Genomic DNA, 16,737 nt, shown 5'->3' with positions numbered 1-16,737 from the left:
GGCGCGGGCATACAGCGGCCGGCGCGCCGCCGAGCGCGCGGTGAGCCGCCTTGGTGCGCGCCCGGTGCCGACCTGCGAAGTGCCGGTGCTGTTCGCCGCCGAGCTGGCGACCGGGCTGTTCAGTCATTTCCTCGCCGCGGTGTCCGGCGGCAACCTCTACCGCAAATCCTCGTTTCTCGAAGGCGCGCTGGGCGAGCGGCTGTTCCCCGAGTGGCTGACGCTCGACGAGCGTCCGCACATTCCCCGCGCCATGGCCAGCGCCTCTTTCGACGGCGACGGCCTGGCGACCTACGCCAAGCCTTTCGTGGCCAATGGCGAGCTGGTCTCCTACGTGCTTGGCACCTATTCCGGGCGCAAGCTTGGTATGCCGAGCACGGCGAACGCCGGAGGCGTGCACAACCTGTTCGTCACCCACGGCGAGGAAGACCAGAAGGCCCTGCTCAAGCGCATGGACCGCGGGCTGCTGGTCACCGAACTGATGGGCCAGGGGCTCAACCTGGTGACCGGCGACTATTCGCGCGGCGCCGGCGGTTACTGGGTGGAGAACGGCGAGATCCAGTTCCCGGTGCAGGAAGTCACCATCGCCGGCAACCTGCGCGACATGTTCCGCCAGATCGTCGCCGTCGGCAGTGACCTCGAACTGCGCAGCAACATCCGCACCGGCTCGGTGCTGATCGAGAAGATGACGGTGGCGGGTAGCTGACATGGCGAAGAAAAAAACACTGCTGCGCGCCAAGCCGGCGCCGGGGCAGGCGATATCCGGGACCCAGCGCAAGTTCAACGGCCTGGTGGAAACCCTCGAAGGCGAACGCGAGCGTCTGGAGGCCTGGCAGGGCGTGATCGACGACTACGAGCGCTTCTTCGGCGAGACCTACCTGCCGCTGCTGGACGCGCACTGGGCGCTCAACCGACAACTCGCCGAGGCACTCGATCGGGCTTCGGCCGGCGTGGAGCTGAGCGCCGCGCACCGTCAGCTGGTCGACGAGATCATTCTCGATTCGGTGCTGCCGCTGATCGAGGGCGGCGAGAAGGACGACATCCTGCGCGGGCTGGTCGAGCGCCACAGCCGCCTGGATTTCGACACCCTGGTGCAGCAGGCGCAGGCCCTGCAGGACGCATTGGCGGGTGAAACGGTGGATTCCGCCGGTGCCGTGGAGGGCGGTGAAGGGGGCGAGTCGCGTGGGCTGTCGAGCGCAGAGCCGCCGCCCACGGCGGAGCGCCCGCGGCTGCTGCGTGGGCGGCATGACGAAGAGGCGCGGCGTCAGGCCAGTCGCAGCGTGCGCGAGGTCTACCGGCAGCTCGCCAGCAGCCTGCATCCGGACCGCGAGACCGACAGCGCCGAACGCGAGCGCAAGACGGCGTTGATGCAGCAGGTCAACCAGGCCTACGAGCGCAGCAACCTGCTGAGCCTGCTGCAATTGCAGCTGGAGATCGAGCAGATCCGGCCGAGCAACCTCGCCGACTTGGCCGACGAGAAGCTCAAGCACTTCAACCGCGTGCTCACCGATCAGTTGGAGGAAGTGCGCGACGAGGTGGCAAACGAGGAGCAGTTGTTCCGCGACTGCTTCGACCTGGATCCGCAGCAGGCGGTGAACCCGAAGATCGTGCGGCGGCTGTCGCGCCAGCAGAGCGCTTTCCTCGAGGAAGACAACGTGTACCTGGGCGAGGACATCAAGCAGCTGCAGCAGCCGGAAAACCTCGTTGCCTGGCTCGACGAGCAACTCAAGCGCGAGCAGGAAGCCAAGGAGATGGGGCTCGCCTGAGCCTCCGTCGCGCTCCTTGCTTCCCCGGCTGTCAGCACGACAGCCACGTGTAGCACCACTCCCTTCTTTGCGATCGCCGGCTCCTTTCGCGCAGGCGACCGTTTCCGTTCGTCCTCAAAAGCCCTGCAAGTGATCATCGGTATCCGCGCGTTGTTCGGCCTGGGTCACCTGCCGCCGCAGCCGAACCTGGAAGCGGAAGCGCTCGGTCGTTGGCCGCTGTCGCCGCAGGTGCTGCTGTTCGTCATCGCCGTCGTCCCTGCACATCCTCGATGGCACGGCGGCGGGCGTTTCGGCCGGCGCGAGACCGGCCGGAGCGGACTGCCTGGCGTGGGGCATCGCGTTGCAGGATCTGCCGGAAGGCTGATCATCTCGCTGGTGCTGGTGCTGGTGCTGGTGCTGGTGCTGGTGCTGGTGCTGGTGGGTTGGGATGGGAAGAGGGCGGGCGCTGCTGATCGGTGCGGCTTGCGGGCCGGTCGAGCCGCTGTTCGCGGTGATCTGTGCCTGGCTGGTGGGCGTTTCGACGCTGCTATTGCCCGGGGGGCTGGCGATGGCGGCGGGGGCGATGCTGTTCGCCGTCGCTCACGAGATCATTCCCGAATCGCATCGGAATGACTTCGAAGTCGAGGCGAGCATCTGCCTGGTGCTGGGGTTCTGCCTGATGAGGGTGCTGGATACGGCGCTGGCCTGAGCCGGCGCCTCACTCGCCTTCGTCGAAGCGGTTGTTGATCAGTTCGACCAGCGCGTCCAGCGCCTCGTCGCACTGCTCGCCCTCGGTATGCAGGTGAATTGCAGTGCCCATCCCGGCGGCCAGCATCATGACCGCCATGATGCTCTTGCCATCGACCAGGCTTTCCGGCCCACGCCCCACGCGAACGGCGCAGGGAAAGCGGCCGGCAACGCCGACGAACTTGGCGGCGGCGCGTGCATGCAGGCCGAGTTTGTTGATGATGGTGATTTCACACGCAGGCATCGCGGGTTCCTTAATGAAGGTCGCGGTGGCGAACCTGGACGTTCTTCAATTGTTCTTTGAGGGCGGCGCCGAGGCGTTCCGCAAGGTAGACCGAGCGATGGTGCCCGCCGGTGCAGCCGATGGCGACGGTGACATAGGCGCGGTTGCTGGCGGCGAAGCGCGGCAGCCATTTTTGCAGATAGGTACTGATGTCCTGATACATCTCCTGCACGTCCGGCTGCGCCGAAAGGTAGTCGATCACCGGTTGCTCCAGGCCCGAATGTTCGCGCAGCTCCGGTTTCCAGTAAGGGTTGGGCAGGCAGCGCACGTCGAACACCAGATCGGCATCTACCGGCATCCCGCGCTTGAAGCCGAAGGATTCGATGAGAAAGGCAGTGCCGGGTTCGGGCTTGTTCAGCAGGCGCAACTTGATGGTGTCGCGCAACTGATAGAGGTTGAGGTGGGTGGTGTCGATCTTCAGGTCGGCGAGGTCGGCGATCGGGCCGAGCAGCTGGCTTTCATCGTCGATGGCTTCGGCCAGCGAGCGGGTGGCGCTGGTCAGCGGATGGCGCCGACGGGTCTCGGAGAAACGCTTGAGCAGCGTCTCCGGCTCCGCGTCGAGGAACAGCACGTCGGACTGGATGTGCCGGGCGCGGACTTCGGCGAGCAACTCGGGAAAGCGCTGCAGGTGGCTCGGCAGGTTGCGCGCATCGATGGACACGGCGACCAGCGGCTGGGCGAGTTCGGTGTGGATCAGCGCCCGCTCGGCGAGCTCTGGCAGCAGGCCGGCTGGGAGGTTGTCGATGCAATAGAAGCCGCTGTCTTCCAGCACGTCGAGCGCGGTGCTCTTGCCCGATCCGGATCTGCCGCTGACGATGATCAGACGCATAGGTTGGTCTTAGTGCCCGCTCTGTACGTCCACCACGACCTGATACAGGGCCTCGCTGCTATCCGCCGCACGCAGGCGCTCGCGCACCTCGGCACGGTCGAGCATGCTGGCTATCTGGCGGAGCAATTCGAGGTGTTCATCGGTGGCCGCCTGCGGCACCAGCAGGACGAATAGCAGGTCCACCGGCGCACCGTCAATGGCGTCGAAGTCGACCGCCGTTTCCAGGTGCATGACCGCGCTGATCGGCGATTCGCAGCCGGCGAGACGGCAGTGGGGAATGGCGATACCGTTGCCGAAGCCGGTGGAACCGAGCTTTTCGCGGGCAACCAGGCTTTCGAAGATGTCCTGGGTTTCTAGGGTCGGTAACTCGCGGGCGATCAGTTGGGCGATCTGCTCGAGTACACGTTTCTTGCTGCCGCCCGGCACGCCGACGAGGGCGCGACCGGGGGTCAGGATATTTTCAAGTCGGATCATAGGGGAGGGTCAGCGAGCCGCAGCACCTTGCTGGCGGTTCAGTTGCTTTTCCTTGTGCTTGATCAGCTGGCGATCCAGTTTGTCGACCAGCAAGTCGATGGCCGCGTACATGTCGTCATGCTCCGCATTGGCGACCACTTCGCCCCCGGCGATGCGCAGGGTGGCTTCGATTTTCTGTTTCAGCTTTTCGACTTCCATGATCACCTGAACGTTGGTGATCTTGTCGAAGTGTCGCTCAAGGCGACTGAATTTCTCCTCGATATAGTCGCGTAGGGCGTCGGTCACATCCAGTTGATGGCCACTGATGTTGACTTGCATACCGCTTCTCCTTGTTGCCGCTTAGAAGAGACAGGCTGACGGGCCTGCCACCGAAAATCTGGCGTTTGAGGCTCTTTTGCCGCTCTCCGGCTATCCGGAGCAGGGGAAGGCGGGTGCCTTCGTTACGGGGCTGACTACATCAGTCGCTTGCGTTCGCTCGAAGGCGCTATGCCCAGCGATTCGCGGTACTTGGCGACTGTGCGGCGTGCCACCTGAATGCCCTGTGCTTCCAGTAAACCAGCGATCTTGCTGTCGCTCAACGGCTTTTTCGCGTTTTCCGCGGCGACCAGTTTCTTGATGATCGCGCGGATCGCGGTGGACGAGCATTCGCCCCCTTCCGAGGTGCTGACGTGGCTGGAGAAAAAGTATTTCAGTTCGTAGATGCCACGCGGGGTGTGCATGAACTTCTGCGTGGTGACGCGGGAAATCGTCGATTCGTGCATGCCCACGGCTTCGGCGATGTCGTGCAGAACCAGCGGCTTCATCGCTTCCTCGCCGTACTCAAGGAAGCCGCGCTGGTGTTCGACGATCTGAGTCGCGACCTTCATCAGCGTTTCGTTGCGGCTCTGCAGGCTCTTGATGAACCAGCGCGCTTCCTGCAGCTGATTGCGCATGAAAGTGTTGTCGGCACTGGAGTCGGCGCGGCGAACGAAGCCGGCGTAGTGGGGGTTGACCCGCAGGCGCGGCACCGCTTCCTGGTTCAGCTCGACCAGCCAGCGCTCGTTGTGCTTGCGCACGATGACGTCGGGCACCACGTATTCGGGTTCGCTGGCTTCGATCTGCGAGCCGGGCCGCGGGTTGAGGCTCTGGATCAGTTCGATGATCTGCCGAAGCTCGTCTTCCTTGAGCTTCATGCGCCGCATCAGCTGGCTGTAGTCGCGACTGCCAAGCAGCTCCAGGTAGTCGCCGACCAGGCGTTGCGCCTCGCTCAGCCACGGGGTCTTCGGCGGTAGCTGGCGCAGTTGCAGGAGCAGGCATTCACTGAGGTCGCGGGCGGCGATGCCGGCCGGCTCGAACTGCTGGATGCGGTGCAGAACGGCCTCGACTTCGTCGAGCTCGATGTCGAGCTCCGGATCGAAGCCTTCGGTGATGTCCGCCAGGGATTCTTCCAGGTAACCCTGGTCGTTGATGCAGTCGATCAGCGTCACGGCGATCAGCCGGTCGGTGTCCGACATCGGCGCCAGATTGAGTTGCCAGAGCAGGTGGCTCTGCAGGCTCTCGCCGCTGGACGTGCGCGAGGTGAAATCCCACTCATCGTCGTCATTGCTCGGCAGGCTGCTGGCGCTGGTCTGGTAGACGTCTTCCCAAGCGGTGTCGACGGGGAGTTCGCTGGGGATGCGTTCGCTGTCGTGCCAGTCGCCCTCTTCGAGGTTCTCCACGGTGGGTACGGTGGATTCCTGGAATGCCACTTCCTGGGTGCCGGGATTGGGCAGGGCATCGCCGTCGGCAAGAGGGTCGGTGTTGTCGAAGTCCTCGCCTTCCTCCTGACGCTCGAGCATCGGGTTGGACTCCAGTGCCTCCTGGATTTCCTGTTGCAGGTCCAGGGTGGACAGTTGGAGCAAGCGAATGGCCTGTTGCAGCTGAGGAGTCATCGTCAGCTGCTGGCCCATCTTGAGAACGAGCGATGGTTTCATGGCAGACCTTGATTACCGGCGTCTAACGCCTGTGCACTGCTGAGCGCCGGAGCGCTGCCGGAAGCAAATTATATGCCCGATTTTAGAATGATTTTCCAGAGATGGGGAACCTTTCCGTAGCGAAAAGCCTTCGCTACAGACGAAACTCGTGGCCCAGATACACCTCTTTGACGATCTGGTTGGCCAGGATCGTTTCGGCGTCGCCTTCGGCGATCAGCCGGCCGTCATTGACGATGTAGGCGGTCTCGCAGATGTCGAGGGTCTCGCGGACGTTGTGATCGGTGATCAGGACGCCGATGCCCTTGTTCTTCAGGTGATGGATGATCTGCTTGATGTCGCCCACGGAGATCGGGTCGACGCCGGCGAAGGGCTCATCGAGGAGAATGAACTTCGGCGAGGTCGCCAGGGCGCGGGCGATCTCGACGCGGCGACGCTCGCCACCGGACAGGCTCATGCCGCGGTTGTCGCGGATGTGGCTGATATGAAACTCCTGCAGCAGGTCTTCCAGCGCGTTGCGCCGGCCGGCGCCGTCGAGGTCCTTGCGGGTCTCAAGGATCGCCATGATGTTGTCGGCGACGCTGAGCTTGCGAAAGATCGAGGCTTCCTGCGGCAGGTAGCCGATGCCGGCGCGGGCGCGGCCGTGCATAGGCTGATGGCTGACGTCCTGATCATCGATCAGCACGCGCCCCTGATCGGCCTGCACCAGGCCGACGATCATGTAGAAGCAGGTGGTCTTGCCGGCGCCGTTGGGGCCGAGCAGGCCGACCACCTGGCCGCTTTCGATCGACAGGCTGACGTCACGGACGACCTGGCGCCCCTTGTAGCTCTTCGCCAGGTGCTGGGCTTTCAGTGTGGCCATTACTGGGGTTGCCCCTGCTGCTCTTTTTTCTTCGGCTGGATCACCATGTCCACCCGCGGACGCGGCGCGGTGACGTTGTTGCCGGTCGCGCGACCGGCATTCACGATCTGCCGCTGGGTGTCATAGACGATCTTCTCGCCCTGGAAGGTATTGCCCTGCTGCACGACCTTGGCCTGGTCGATCAGGACGATACGTTCGTTGTCGGCGAAGTACTGGATGGTCAGGCCATAGGCCTTGACCAGCGGCTTGTCGGGCGCCGGCTTCTGCTCGTAGTAGGCGGGCCGGCCGACCGAGGTGAAGACCTTGATGTCGCCGTTCTTGTCCTGGGTGATGGTGACCGTATCGCCGGTGATCTTCAGGGTGCCCTGGGTGATCACCACGCCGCCGCGGTACACGGCGACGCCCTGCTTGTCGTCGAGCTCGGCGCTGTCCGCCTGGACGCGGATCGGCTGGTCGCGGTCGGAGGGGAGGGCCCATGCGCCTGCGCTTCCTAGCGCGCCGCCCAGGCTGATCAACAGGGGAAGAGCACGGAGGGAGAAACTGTTAACGAGCCTCATACTGGCCTCTTACGTTGGACTTCAGGGTCATCCTGTTGTCATTCAGATACGCTTTCATTCCATTTGCCGTGGTCACCCCGTTGGCGGCGTCGATTCTAACGGCTTGCTCGGTCTGCGCATATTGCTGCTTGGGGAATACGGTCAGGCGGCTGGTGGTGAGGACCGTCGGGCGGCCCTTGGCGTCGGTTCGCTCGACGCGAACGGCGTCGATCAGCTCGGCCTGGGTGCCGCCGGAGGCGACTTCCGCGCGGTCGCTGCGCACATGCCAAGGCAGGTCCGTGCCGCGATAGAGCATCAGGTCCGGCGCGCTGACCAGGGTGATGTCACTGGCCTTGACGTGTTCCAGCTTGGTCGCGGTCATCTCGTACTGCAACTTGCCGTCGGGCTGGTACTGCAGGGTGCGGGCGTTGTCCGCGTAGAAATCGATCTCGGCCTCGTCGACCTTGGCACCTGGCCGGTCGAGGAAGGTCTCCGGGCGGATGTTCCAGTAGCCGAGCGCCACGAGCAGTGCGGCGAATAGGGTCAGGGGGCCGAAGGTGCGCAGTTTACGGAGCATCGCAGGACCTCAGAGATAAGCCGACTGGGCGGCGTCGAGCGTGCCCTGGGCGGCCATGATGAACTCGCAGAATTCGCGCGCCGCCCCTTCGCCGCCGCGGGCGCGGGTGACGCCGTGGGCATGCTGGCGAACGAAGCTGTCGGCGCTGGCCACCGCCATGCCCAGACCCACCCGGCGAATCACCGGCAGGTCGGGGAGGTCGTCACCTAGGTAGGCAACCTGCGCGTAGTCCAGGCCGAGTTGGCCGAGCAGTTCGTCGAGCACCACCAGTTTGTCTTCGCGACCCTGATAAAGGTGCTGGATGCCCAGGTTCTGCGCGCGGCGCTCGACCACCGGCGTCTTGCGTCCGCTGATGATTGCGGTACTCACGCCGGAGCCGATCAGCATCTTGATGCCGTGGCCGTCCAGCGTGTTGAACGTCTTGAATTCGCTGCCATCGGTGAGGAAGTACAGCTTGCCGTCGGTGAGCACGCCATCGACATCGAAGATCGCCAGCTTGATCGCCCGGGCGCGTTGCAGCAGGTCGGCATCGCCCATCACATCACCCCCGCGCGCAGCAGATCGCCCAGGTTGAACGCGCCAATCGGCTTGTCGGCCTCGTCGACCACCACCAGCGCGCTGATCTTGTTGTCTTCCATGATCTTAAGCGCCTCGGCGGCGAGCATGTCGGGGCGCGCGGTCTTGCCATGCACGGTCATGACCTCGTCGATCAGCGCCTGGCGAATGTCCAGGTCACGGTCCAGCGCGCGGCGCAGGTCGCCGTCGGTGAAGATTCCGGCGAGGTGACCCTCCGTATCGGTCACCGCCGTCATGCCCAGTCCCTTCTGGCTCATTTCCAGCAGCGCCTGGCGCAGCGACGTGCCCTTGGCCACCTGCGGCAGCGCCGCGCCGCTGTGCATCACGTTCTCGACCTTGAGCAGCAGGCGCCGGCCCAGCGCGCCGCCGGGATGGGAGAAGGCGAATTGTTCGGCGGTGAAGCCGCGCGCTTCCATCAAGGCGATTGCCAGCGCATCGCCGAGGACCAGCGCGGCGGTGGTGGAGGAGGTTGGCGCCAGGCTCAGCGGGCAGGCTTCCTTGTCGACGCCGGCGTCCAGGTGTACGTCGGAGGCGAGCGCGAGCAGCGATTGCGGATTGCCGGTCATGCCGATCAGCTTGATCCCGAGGCGCTTGATCAGCGGCAGCAAGGTGACGATTTCGGCGGCGGTGCCGGAGTTCGACAGCGCCAGCACTACGTCATCGCCGGTGATCATGCCCATGTCGCCATGGCTGGCCTCGGCGGGGTGGACGAAGAACGATGTGGTGCCGGTGCTCGCCAGGGTGGCGGCGATCTTGCGGCCAATGTGGCCGGACTTGCCCATGCCGAGCACCACCACGCGACCCTTGCTGGCGAGGATCAACTCGCAGGCTCGGGTGAACTCGCCGTCTAGGCGGGGCAGCAGGCCCTCGATCGCTTCGATTTCCAGGCGGATCGTGCGTTGGGCCGATTGGATCAGGTCGTTCGATGGAGTCATGGGCGGCGGCGGTTCGATCAAAAGGGAACGATTATACCGGCAAAGGCCGTTGACGCTCACCTGCCTTCGCCCGGGGCACGCAGGCAAAACATGCAACCGCATGCGTCGCCGCCTTTGGGCGCTGTCGCGGCGGTGCTATAGTGCGCGCCCAAACCGGCTGGCCGCAAAACGCCTGTGCCCTCCCTAGAGCGCACGGCGTCTGCTGCATAGGCTGTGTGGCAAGGAGTATCAATGAGCGGCGATAACGGTTATGCGGTCGAGCTGAAGGGCGTCACCTTCATGCGCGGCACGCGTAGCATCATGAACAATGTCGACATCCGCATCCCGCGTGGCAAGGTCACCGGGATCATGGGTCCGTCCGGCAGTGGCAAGACCACCCTTCTTCGGCTCATCGCCGCCCAACTGAAGCCTTCCAGTGGCGAGGTGTGGGTCAACGGGTACAACCTGCCGTGCCTGTCGCGCCACGAACTGTTCGACATGCGCAAGCAGATGGGCGTCCTGTTCCAGAGCGGCGCGCTGTTCACCGACCTCGACGTGTTCGAGAACGTCGCGTTTCCGCTGCGCGTTCACACCAAGCTGCCCGAAGAAATGATCCGTGACATCGTCCTGATGAAGCTGCAGGCGGTCGGCCTGCGCGGTGCCGTAGAGCTGATGCCCGACGAACTCTCCGGTGGCATGAAGCGCCGCGTCGCGCTGGCCCGGGCCATCGCGCTGGACCCGCAGATACTCATGTACGACGAGCCCTTCGTAGGCCAGGACCCGATCGCCATGGGCGTCCTGGTGCGCCTGATCCGGCTGCTCAACGATGCCCTCGGCATCACCAGCATCGTGGTTTCCCATGACCTCGCCGAAACCGCCAGCATCGCCGACTACATCTATGTGGTGGGCGATTCCCAAGTCCTTGGCCACGGTACGCCGCAGTCCCTGCGCGAGTCGGATAACCCGCGCATCCGCCAGTTCATGAAAGGCACTCCGGACGGTCCGGTGCCGTTCCACTACCCGGCGGCGGACTTCCGCGACGAACTCCTGGGGGGGCGCTGATGCGCAAGAAGTCTTTCCTCGAACGGGTGCGTCTGCTCGGCAAGGCCGGCATCGACACGCTCGCCGCATTGGGGCGTTCCACGCTGTTCCTGTCGCGTGCCCTGTTCGGGCGTAGCGAGCTGGGCGGCGGCATGCAGCTCCTGGTTCGCCAGCTGTATTCGGTCGGCGTGATGTCGCTGGCGATCATCGTGGTCTCCGGCATGTTCATCGGCATGGTGCTGGCGCTGCAGGGCTACAACATCCTCAGCAAGTACGGCTCGGACCAGGCGGTCGGCCAGATGGTCGCGCTGACCCTGCTGCGCGAGCTCGGCCCGGTGGTCACCGCATTGCTGTTCGCCGGCCGCGCCGGGTCGGCCCTGACGGCCGAGATCGGCAACATGAAGTCCACCGAGCAGCTTTCCAGCCTGGAAATGATCGGTGTCGATCCGCTCAAGTACATCATCGCGCCGCGCCTGTGGGCCGGTTTCATTTCCATGCCGCTGCTGGCGATGATCTTCAGCGTGGTCGGCATCTGGGGCGGGGCGATGGTCGCCGTGGACTGGCTGGGAGTCTACGAAGGCTCCTTCTGGTCGAACATGCAGGGCAGCGTCACCTTCACCTCGGACGTGCTCAACGGGGTTATCAAGAGCGTCGTTTTCGCCTTCGTGGTGACCTGGATCGCCGTGTTCCAGGGCTACGACTGCGAGCCGACCTCCGAAGGAATCGGCCGCGCGACGACCCGAACCGTGGTCTACGCCTCTCTGGCCGTGCTCGGGCTGGACTTTATTCTGACCGCTTTGATGTTTGGAGATTTCTGATGCAAATCCGCACCCTCGAAATTGGTGTCGGCCTGTTTCTTCTGGCCGGGCTGCTGGCACTGCTGCTGCTCGCCCTGCGCGTCAGCGGTCTGTCGCCGACGGCGGATACCAATACCTACACGCTGTATGCGCACTTCGACAACATTGCGGGTCTTACCGTAAGGGCGAAGGTGACCATGGCCGGTGTCAACATCGGCAAGATCACCGCTATCGACCTGGACCGCGATACCTACACCGGTCGCGTGACCATGGCGATAGACGAGTCGGTGAACAACCTGCCGACCGATTCGACCGCGTCGATCCTCACGGCTGGCCTGCTGGGCGAGAAATACATCGGCATCAGCGTCGGCGGCGAGGAGGAAGTGCTGAAGGAGGGCGGTACCATTCGCGACACGCAATCGTCGCTGGTGCTGGAAGACCTCATCGGCAAGTTCCTGATGAATTCGGTGAATAAAGAAGCCAAATGAGGATGTGCACCATGATGACTGCCTTGCGCCACGGCCTGCTGATCCTGCTTGCCGCTCTGCCGCTCTTCGCCAACGCCGCGCCCTCTGCGCAGCAGGTCGTGCAAAAGACCGTGGACGAGCTGCTTTCCGACCTGCAAGCCAACAAGCAGCAGTACAGCACCGACCGCGAAGCCTTCTACAAGGCGCTCAACGACATCCTCGGGCCGGTGGTCGACTCCCAGGGCATTTCCCGCAGCATCATGACCGTGAAGTACTCGCGCAAAGCGTCGCCCGAGCAGATCAGCCGCTTCGAGGAAAACTTCAAGCGCAGCCTGATGCAGTTCTACGGCAACGCGCTGCTCGAGTACGACAACCAGGACATCAAGGTGCAGTCCGCCAAGGAAGACGGCGAGCGCGCTACGGTCGGCATGAACGTCACCGACAGCAAGGGCACCGTCTACCCGATTTCCTACACCCTGGTGAAGCTGAACGATCAGTGGATGCTGCGCAACGTGATCATCAACGGCATCAACATCGGCAAGCTGTTCCGCGACCAGTTCGCCGACGCCATGCAGAAGAACGGCAACGACCTGGACAAGACCATCGACGGCTGGGCCCAGGTGGTCGAGAAGGCCAAGGAAACCGACGCCGGCAAGAAGGCGGCGGCCGCGCAATGAGCGACGTCAGCCTTGCCAGCATTCGCGAGGATGCGCCGGGTGAACTGGCCCTGGTCGGCGTGATCGACTACGGCTCGGGGCCGGCCTTGCGCGAAGCCGGTCGCGAGCTGATCGCGGCGAGCAGCGTCAATCGTCTGGTCATCGACTGCGCCGACGTGGAGAAATCCAGCAGCGTCGGCGTTTCCCTGCTGCTGTCGTTCATGCGCGATGTCAGGCAGGCCGGCAAGTCGCTGGTGGTACGCAATCTGCCCTGCGACATGCGGCAGATCGCGCAGGTGAGCGAGGTGCTTGAGGTCCTGCCGCTGGAAGCCTGACCGCGTCCGATCTGCGGATTCGCAGGCGCAAGGCTTTTTTTGTATCATTGCCGGCCCGCGAGCCCAGGCTCTGCCGTCAAGTATTCGTGCGTCGATCGAGGTTCAACATGCAGGCCACACAAGTGAAACAATTCCTGGAAGAGAAACTGCCGGGAGCCGTGGTGGAAGTCGAAGGCGAAGGCTGCAATTTCCAGTTGAACCTGATCAGCGACGAGTTGGCCGCGCTCGGCCCGGTCAAGCGCCAGCAGCAGGTCTACAGCCATCTCAATCCCTGGATCGCCGACGGCAGCATCCATGCGGTGACCATGAAGTTCTACAGCCAGAGCGCTTGGGCTGAGCGCGGCTGAGGCGCGCCGTTCACCTCTACACCCCATTCACCAGGCAGCCGCGCACCCCTTCGCCGCGGCGCCCGATTCATCCAACGCGGCCCGCGAGCCTGCTGGCGACGAGATTCCCATGGACAAACTGATCATTACCGGCGGCATTCCCCTGAAGGGTGAAATCCGCATCTCCGGGGCGAAGAACTCGGCGCTGCCGATCCTCGCCGCGACCCTGCTGGCCGACACCCCGGTCACCGTGTGCAACCTGCCGCACCTGCACGACATCACCACCATGATCGAGCTGTTCGGCCGCATGGGCGTGGAGCCGGTGATCGACGAGAAGCTCAGCGTCGAAGTCGATGCCAGCAGCATCAAGACGCTGGTCGCGCCCTACGAGCTGGTCAAGACCATGCGTGCCTCGATCCTCGTGCTCGGCCCGATGGTCGCCCGTTTCGGCGAGGCCGAAGTGGCGCTCCCTGGCGGTTGCGCGATCGGTTCGCGTCCGGTCGACCTGCACATTCGCGGTCTCGAGGCGATGGGCGCGCAGATCGATGTCGAAGGCGGCTACATCAAGGCTCGCGCGCCGGCGGGCGGCCTGCGCGGCGCCAAGTTCTTCTTCGATACGGTCAGCGTGACCGGCACTGAGAACATCATGATGGCCGCGGCCCTGGCCAACGGCCGCAGCGTGCTGGAAAACGCCGCGCGCGAGCCCGAAGTGGTCGACCTGGCCAACTTCCTGATCGCCATGGGCGCGCAGATCAGCGGTGCCGGCACCGACACCATCGTCATCGACGGCGTCAAGCGCCTCGGCGGCGGACGCTACAGCGTGATGCCCGACCGCATCGAGACCGGCACCTACCTTGCCGCTGCCGCCGCCACCGGTGGCCGGGTAAAGCTCAAGGACACCGATCCGACCATCCTCGAAGCCGTGCTGCTCAAGCTCCAGGAAGCCGGCGCCTCGATCGATACCGGCGACAACTGGATCGCCCTCGACATGAAGGGCAACCGGCCGAAGGCGGTGAACATTCGCACCGCGCCGTACCCGGCGTTCCCCACCGACATGCAGGCGCAGTTCATCTCCCTCAACGCCATCGCCGAAGGCACCGGTGCGGTGATCGAGACGGTGTTCGAGAACCGCTTCATGCACGTCTACGAGATGAACCGCATGGGCGCGCAGATCCTCGTCGAAGGCAACACCGCCATCGTCACCGGCGTGCCGAAGCTCAAGGGCGCTCCCGTCATGGCCACCGACCTGCGCGCCTCCGCCAGCCTGGTGATCGCCGGCCTGGTGGCCGAGGGCGACACGCTGATCGACCGCATCTACCACATCGACCGTGGCTACGAATGCATCGAGGAAAAACTGCAGTTGCTGGGCGCGAAGATCCGTCGCGTGCCGGGCTAGTAAGGAATCGCAATGCTCACCATCGCGCTGTCCAAGGGACGCATTCTCGACGATACCCTGCCGCTGCTGGCCGAGGCTGGCATCGTGCCGACCGAGAATCCGGACAAGAGCCGCAAGCTGATCATCCCCACCACCCAGGATGACGTGCGTCTGCTGATCGTTCGCGCCACCGACGTGCCGACCTACGTCGAGCACGGTGCCGCCGACCTCGGCGTGGCCGGCAAGGATGTGCTGATGGAGTACGGCGGGCAGGGCCTCTACGAGCCGCTCGATCTGCGCATCGCCAAGTGCAAGCTGATGACCGCCGGCGCCATCGGCGCGCCGATGCCCAAGGGCCGGCTGCGCGTGGCGACCAAGTTCGTCAACGTTGCCAAGCGCTACTACGCCGAGCAGGGCCGCCAGGTCGACATCATCAAGCTCTACGGTTCGATGGAGCTGGCGCCGCTGGTGGGCCTGGCCGACAAGATCATCGACGTGGTCGACACCGGCAACACACTGAAGGCCAACGGCCTCGAAGCGCAGGAGCTGATCGCCACCATCAGCTCCCGGCTGATCGTCAACAAGGCGTCGATGAAGATGCAGCACGCACGCATCCAGGCGCTGATCGACACCCTGCGCGCGGCCGTCGAACGACACCATCACTGACCACCGTGCGGCCCGGCCGCATCCGCCTATCCGCGTCATAGCCATATTCTCAGGTGCCCGCGCGGACGGCTTGGTAGTCTAGCGGCGCCTGAGACCTGTCCACGATCCGCCGCGCCGATCGGGCCGTGTCGAAAGCGTATCCGGGGTGGCTTCATGAACCGCTCCGTGCCGCTTTTGCCCCGCCTCCTCTGCGTGCGCGATGATCCCGACAGCTCATCGAATCGCCAATCAAGAGGCTCGCCATGACCGCTCCCATCGCCATCCGCCGACTCGACGCCACCGATCCGGATTTCGCCACGCATCTGGATCATCTGCTGAGCTGGGAGAGCGTGTCCGACGAGGGCGTCAACCAGCGCGTGCTGGACATCATCCGCGCCGTGCGCGAGCGCGGCGATGCGGCGCTGGTCGACTACACCCGCCAGTTCGACGGCCTCGACGTCGCCAGCATGGCCGACCTGATCCTGCCCCGCGAGCGCCTGGAGCTGGCGCTGCAGCGCATCACCCCGGCACAGCGCGAGGCGCTGGAGAAGGCCGCGGAGCGGGTGCGCAGCTACCACGAGAAACAGAAACAGGACTCCTGGACCTACACCGAGGCCGACGGCACGGTGCTCGGGCAGAAGGTCACGCCGCTGGACCGCGCCGGGCTCTACGTGCCGGGCGGCAAGGCCTCGTATCCGTCCTCGGTGCTGATGAATGCGATTCCCGCCAAGGTGGCCGGGGTGCCGGAAGTGGTGATGGTGGTGCCGACGCCACGCGGCGAGATCAACGAGATCGTCCTCGCCGCCGCCGCCATTTCCGGTGTCGACCGGGTGTTCACCATCGGCGGCGCCCAGGCCGTCGCCGCGCTGGCCTACGGCACGCAGAGCGTGCCGCCAGTGGACAAGATCGTCGGGCCGGGCAACATCTACGTCGCCACCGCCAAGCGCCACGTGTTCGGCAAGGTCGGCATCGACATGATCGCCGGTCCCTCGGAAATCCTCGTCGTCTGCGACGGCAAGACCGATCCGGACTGGATCGCCATGGACCTGTTCTCCCAGGCCGAGCACGACGAAGACGCGCAGTCGATCCTGGTCAGCGCGGACGCCGCCTTCCTCGATCGGGTCGCCGAAAGCATCGCCCGGCTGCTGCCGACGATGGAGCGCGAGGCGATCATCCGCGCCTCCATCGAAGGTCGCGGCGCGCTGATCCACGTCGCCGACACGGCCCAGGCCATTGAAGTCGCCAACCGTATCGCGCCCGAGCACCTCGAGCTGTCGGTGGCCGAGCCGGAGCAGTGGCTGCCGCAGATCCGCCACGCCGGAGCGATCTTCATGGGGCGTTACACCGCCGAAGCGCTGGGCGACTACTGCGCGGGGCCGAACCACGTGCTGCCGACCTCCGGCACCGCGCGGTTCTCCTCGCCGCTGGGCGTGTACGACTTCCAGAAGCGTTCGTCGATCATCCATTGCTCCGCCGAGGGCGCCTCCGAGCTGGGCAAGACCGCCTCGGTGCTGGCCCGTGGCGAGTCGCTGACCGCCCACGCGCGCAGCGCCGAGTACCGGATCAAGTGAGTAGGGTGCGCCGTGCGCACCTTGTGAGTGTTCCG

At 64.7% G+C, this 16,737-nt stretch carries 22 protein-coding genes; 12 read left to right on the top strand and 10 right to left on the bottom strand.

Annotated elements, in window-relative coordinates; genetic code table 11:
- The 3 genes from QMX85_RS21540 to QMX85_RS21530 form a co-directional block, all read left to right on the top strand.
- Positions 1-703, top strand: a 703-nt coding sequence (locus QMX85_RS21540; protein WP_282344320.1) for a metallopeptidase TldD-related protein, incomplete at its 5' end; no start/stop codon positions are given.
- A 1-nt stretch (position 704) separates the two neighbouring features.
- Entirely contained in the window at positions 705-1,763 is a 1,059-nt protein-coding gene (locus tag QMX85_RS21535) for a J domain-containing protein (RefSeq protein WP_282344318.1), read from the top strand.
- Positions 1,764-2,190: 427 nt separating this feature from the next.
- Complete coding sequence (locus QMX85_RS21530; RefSeq protein ID WP_282344316.1) at positions 2,191-2,451, top strand: hypothetical protein; 261 nt, start codon at positions 2,191-2,193, stop codon at positions 2,449-2,451.
- Between the two features lie 9 nt (positions 2,452-2,460).
- On the opposite strand, the gene QMX85_RS21525 is transcribed toward QMX85_RS21530, so the two are convergent.
- From QMX85_RS21525 to QMX85_RS21480, 10 genes are all read right to left on the bottom strand, one after another.
- Positions 2,461-2,733, bottom strand: coding sequence for an HPr family phosphocarrier protein (locus QMX85_RS21525; RefSeq protein WP_273232525.1), 273 nt, complete (start codon positions 2,731-2,733; stop codon positions 2,461-2,463).
- A 10-nt stretch (positions 2,734-2,743) separates the two neighbouring features.
- Complete coding sequence (gene rapZ, locus QMX85_RS21520) at positions 2,744-3,601, bottom strand: RNase adapter RapZ (protein ID WP_282344312.1); 858 nt, start codon at positions 3,599-3,601, stop codon at positions 2,744-2,746.
- Between the two features lie 9 nt (positions 3,602-3,610).
- The gene (ptsN, locus tag QMX85_RS21515) at positions 3,611-4,075 is read right to left on the bottom strand and encodes a PTS IIA-like nitrogen regulatory protein PtsN (protein WP_090226437.1); all 465 of its coding nucleotides are present in this window, start codon (positions 4,073-4,075) and stop codon (positions 3,611-3,613) included.
- A 9-nt stretch (positions 4,076-4,084) separates the two neighbouring features.
- Positions 4,085-4,393, bottom strand: a complete 309-nt coding sequence (raiA, locus tag QMX85_RS21510; protein WP_090226441.1) for a ribosome-associated translation inhibitor RaiA — start codon at positions 4,391-4,393, stop codon at positions 4,085-4,087.
- A gap of 134 nt (positions 4,394-4,527) precedes the next feature.
- Positions 4,528-6,027 carry an RNA polymerase factor sigma-54 gene (locus QMX85_RS21505; protein ID WP_273232531.1) on the bottom strand — a complete coding sequence of 500 codons (1,500 nt, stop codon included), beginning with the start codon at positions 6,025-6,027 and terminating at the stop codon, positions 4,528-4,530.
- Between the two features lie 133 nt (positions 6,028-6,160).
- Positions 6,161-6,886 carry an LPS export ABC transporter ATP-binding protein gene (gene lptB, locus QMX85_RS21500; protein ID WP_282344304.1) on the bottom strand — a complete coding sequence of 242 codons (726 nt, stop codon included), beginning with the start codon at positions 6,884-6,886 and terminating at the stop codon, positions 6,161-6,163.
- On the bottom strand, positions 6,886-7,443 hold the full coding sequence (gene lptA / locus QMX85_RS21495; RefSeq protein WP_282344302.1) for a lipopolysaccharide transport periplasmic protein LptA: 558 nt from the start codon (positions 7,441-7,443) through the stop codon (positions 6,886-6,888). The genes lptB and lptA overlap by 1 nt, the downstream gene beginning before the upstream one ends.
- Positions 7,430-7,999: an LPS export ABC transporter periplasmic protein LptC gene (lptC, locus tag QMX85_RS21490; protein ID WP_282344301.1), complete on the bottom strand. Its 570-nt coding sequence runs from the start codon at positions 7,997-7,999 to the stop codon at positions 7,430-7,432. Before lptC ends, lptA begins: the two co-directional genes overlap by 14 nt.
- A gap of 9 nt (positions 8,000-8,008) precedes the next feature.
- On the bottom strand, positions 8,009-8,536 hold the full coding sequence (locus QMX85_RS21485; RefSeq protein WP_282344299.1) for an HAD family hydrolase: 528 nt from the start codon (positions 8,534-8,536) through the stop codon (positions 8,009-8,011).
- Positions 8,536-9,510, bottom strand: a complete 975-nt coding sequence (locus tag QMX85_RS21480) for a KpsF/GutQ family sugar-phosphate isomerase (RefSeq protein ID WP_282344298.1) — start codon at positions 9,508-9,510, stop codon at positions 8,536-8,538. Before QMX85_RS21480 ends, QMX85_RS21485 begins: the two co-directional genes overlap by 1 nt.
- Before the next feature lie 231 nt (positions 9,511-9,741).
- Between QMX85_RS21480 and QMX85_RS21475 the strand changes: the two genes are divergently transcribed.
- The 9 genes from QMX85_RS21475 to hisD all read left to right on the top strand — a co-directional run bounded on the left by QMX85_RS21475 (position 9,742) and on the right by hisD (position 16,702).
- A complete protein-coding gene (locus QMX85_RS21475) occupies positions 9,742-10,551 on the top strand; it encodes an ATP-binding cassette domain-containing protein (protein WP_090226460.1) in 810 nt (269 codons plus the stop codon).
- A complete protein-coding gene (gene mlaE, locus QMX85_RS21470) occupies positions 10,551-11,348 on the top strand; it encodes a lipid asymmetry maintenance ABC transporter permease subunit MlaE (RefSeq protein WP_282344296.1) in 798 nt (265 codons plus the stop codon). Before QMX85_RS21475 ends, mlaE begins: the two co-directional genes overlap by 1 nt.
- On the top strand, positions 11,348-11,815 hold the full coding sequence (gene mlaD, locus QMX85_RS21465) for an outer membrane lipid asymmetry maintenance protein MlaD (RefSeq protein ID WP_090226465.1): 468 nt from the start codon (positions 11,348-11,350) through the stop codon (positions 11,813-11,815). The genes mlaE and mlaD overlap by 1 nt, the downstream gene beginning before the upstream one ends.
- An 11-nt stretch (positions 11,816-11,826) precedes the next feature.
- Entirely contained in the window at positions 11,827-12,471 is a 645-nt protein-coding gene (locus QMX85_RS21460) for an ABC transporter substrate-binding protein (RefSeq protein WP_282344294.1), read from the top strand.
- Positions 12,468-12,785 (top strand): STAS domain-containing protein, encoded by a 318-nt coding sequence (locus QMX85_RS21455; RefSeq protein ID WP_282344292.1) that lies wholly within the window; start codon positions 12,468-12,470, stop codon positions 12,783-12,785. The genes QMX85_RS21460 and QMX85_RS21455 overlap by 4 nt, the downstream gene beginning before the upstream one ends.
- A gap of 107 nt (positions 12,786-12,892) precedes the next feature.
- Positions 12,893-13,132 carry a BolA family protein gene (locus QMX85_RS21450; protein WP_282344290.1) on the top strand — a complete coding sequence of 80 codons (240 nt, stop codon included), beginning with the start codon at positions 12,893-12,895 and terminating at the stop codon, positions 13,130-13,132.
- Positions 13,133-13,241: 109 nt separating this feature from the next.
- Positions 13,242-14,507, top strand: a complete 1,266-nt coding sequence (gene murA, locus QMX85_RS21445; RefSeq protein WP_090226472.1) for a UDP-N-acetylglucosamine 1-carboxyvinyltransferase — start codon at positions 13,242-13,244, stop codon at positions 14,505-14,507.
- 12 nt (positions 14,508-14,519) lie between these two features.
- Positions 14,520-15,152: an ATP phosphoribosyltransferase gene (gene hisG, locus QMX85_RS21440; protein WP_090226474.1), complete on the top strand. Its 633-nt coding sequence runs from the start codon at positions 14,520-14,522 to the stop codon at positions 15,150-15,152.
- Between the two features lie 242 nt (positions 15,153-15,394).
- Positions 15,395-16,702 carry a histidinol dehydrogenase gene (gene hisD / locus QMX85_RS21435; protein ID WP_282344286.1) on the top strand — a complete coding sequence of 436 codons (1,308 nt, stop codon included), beginning with the start codon at positions 15,395-15,397 and terminating at the stop codon, positions 16,700-16,702.
- The last annotated feature ends 35 nt before the right edge of the window (positions 16,703-16,737 follow it).

Origin of the sequence: Pseudomonas sp. PS02288 (assembly GCF_029959715.1) — a bacterium.
GTDB classification, from domain to species: Bacteria; Pseudomonadota; Gammaproteobacteria; order Pseudomonadales; family Pseudomonadaceae; genus Pseudomonas_O; species Pseudomonas_O kuykendallii.
This window is presented reverse-complemented; position numbering and strand designations above follow the sequence as displayed.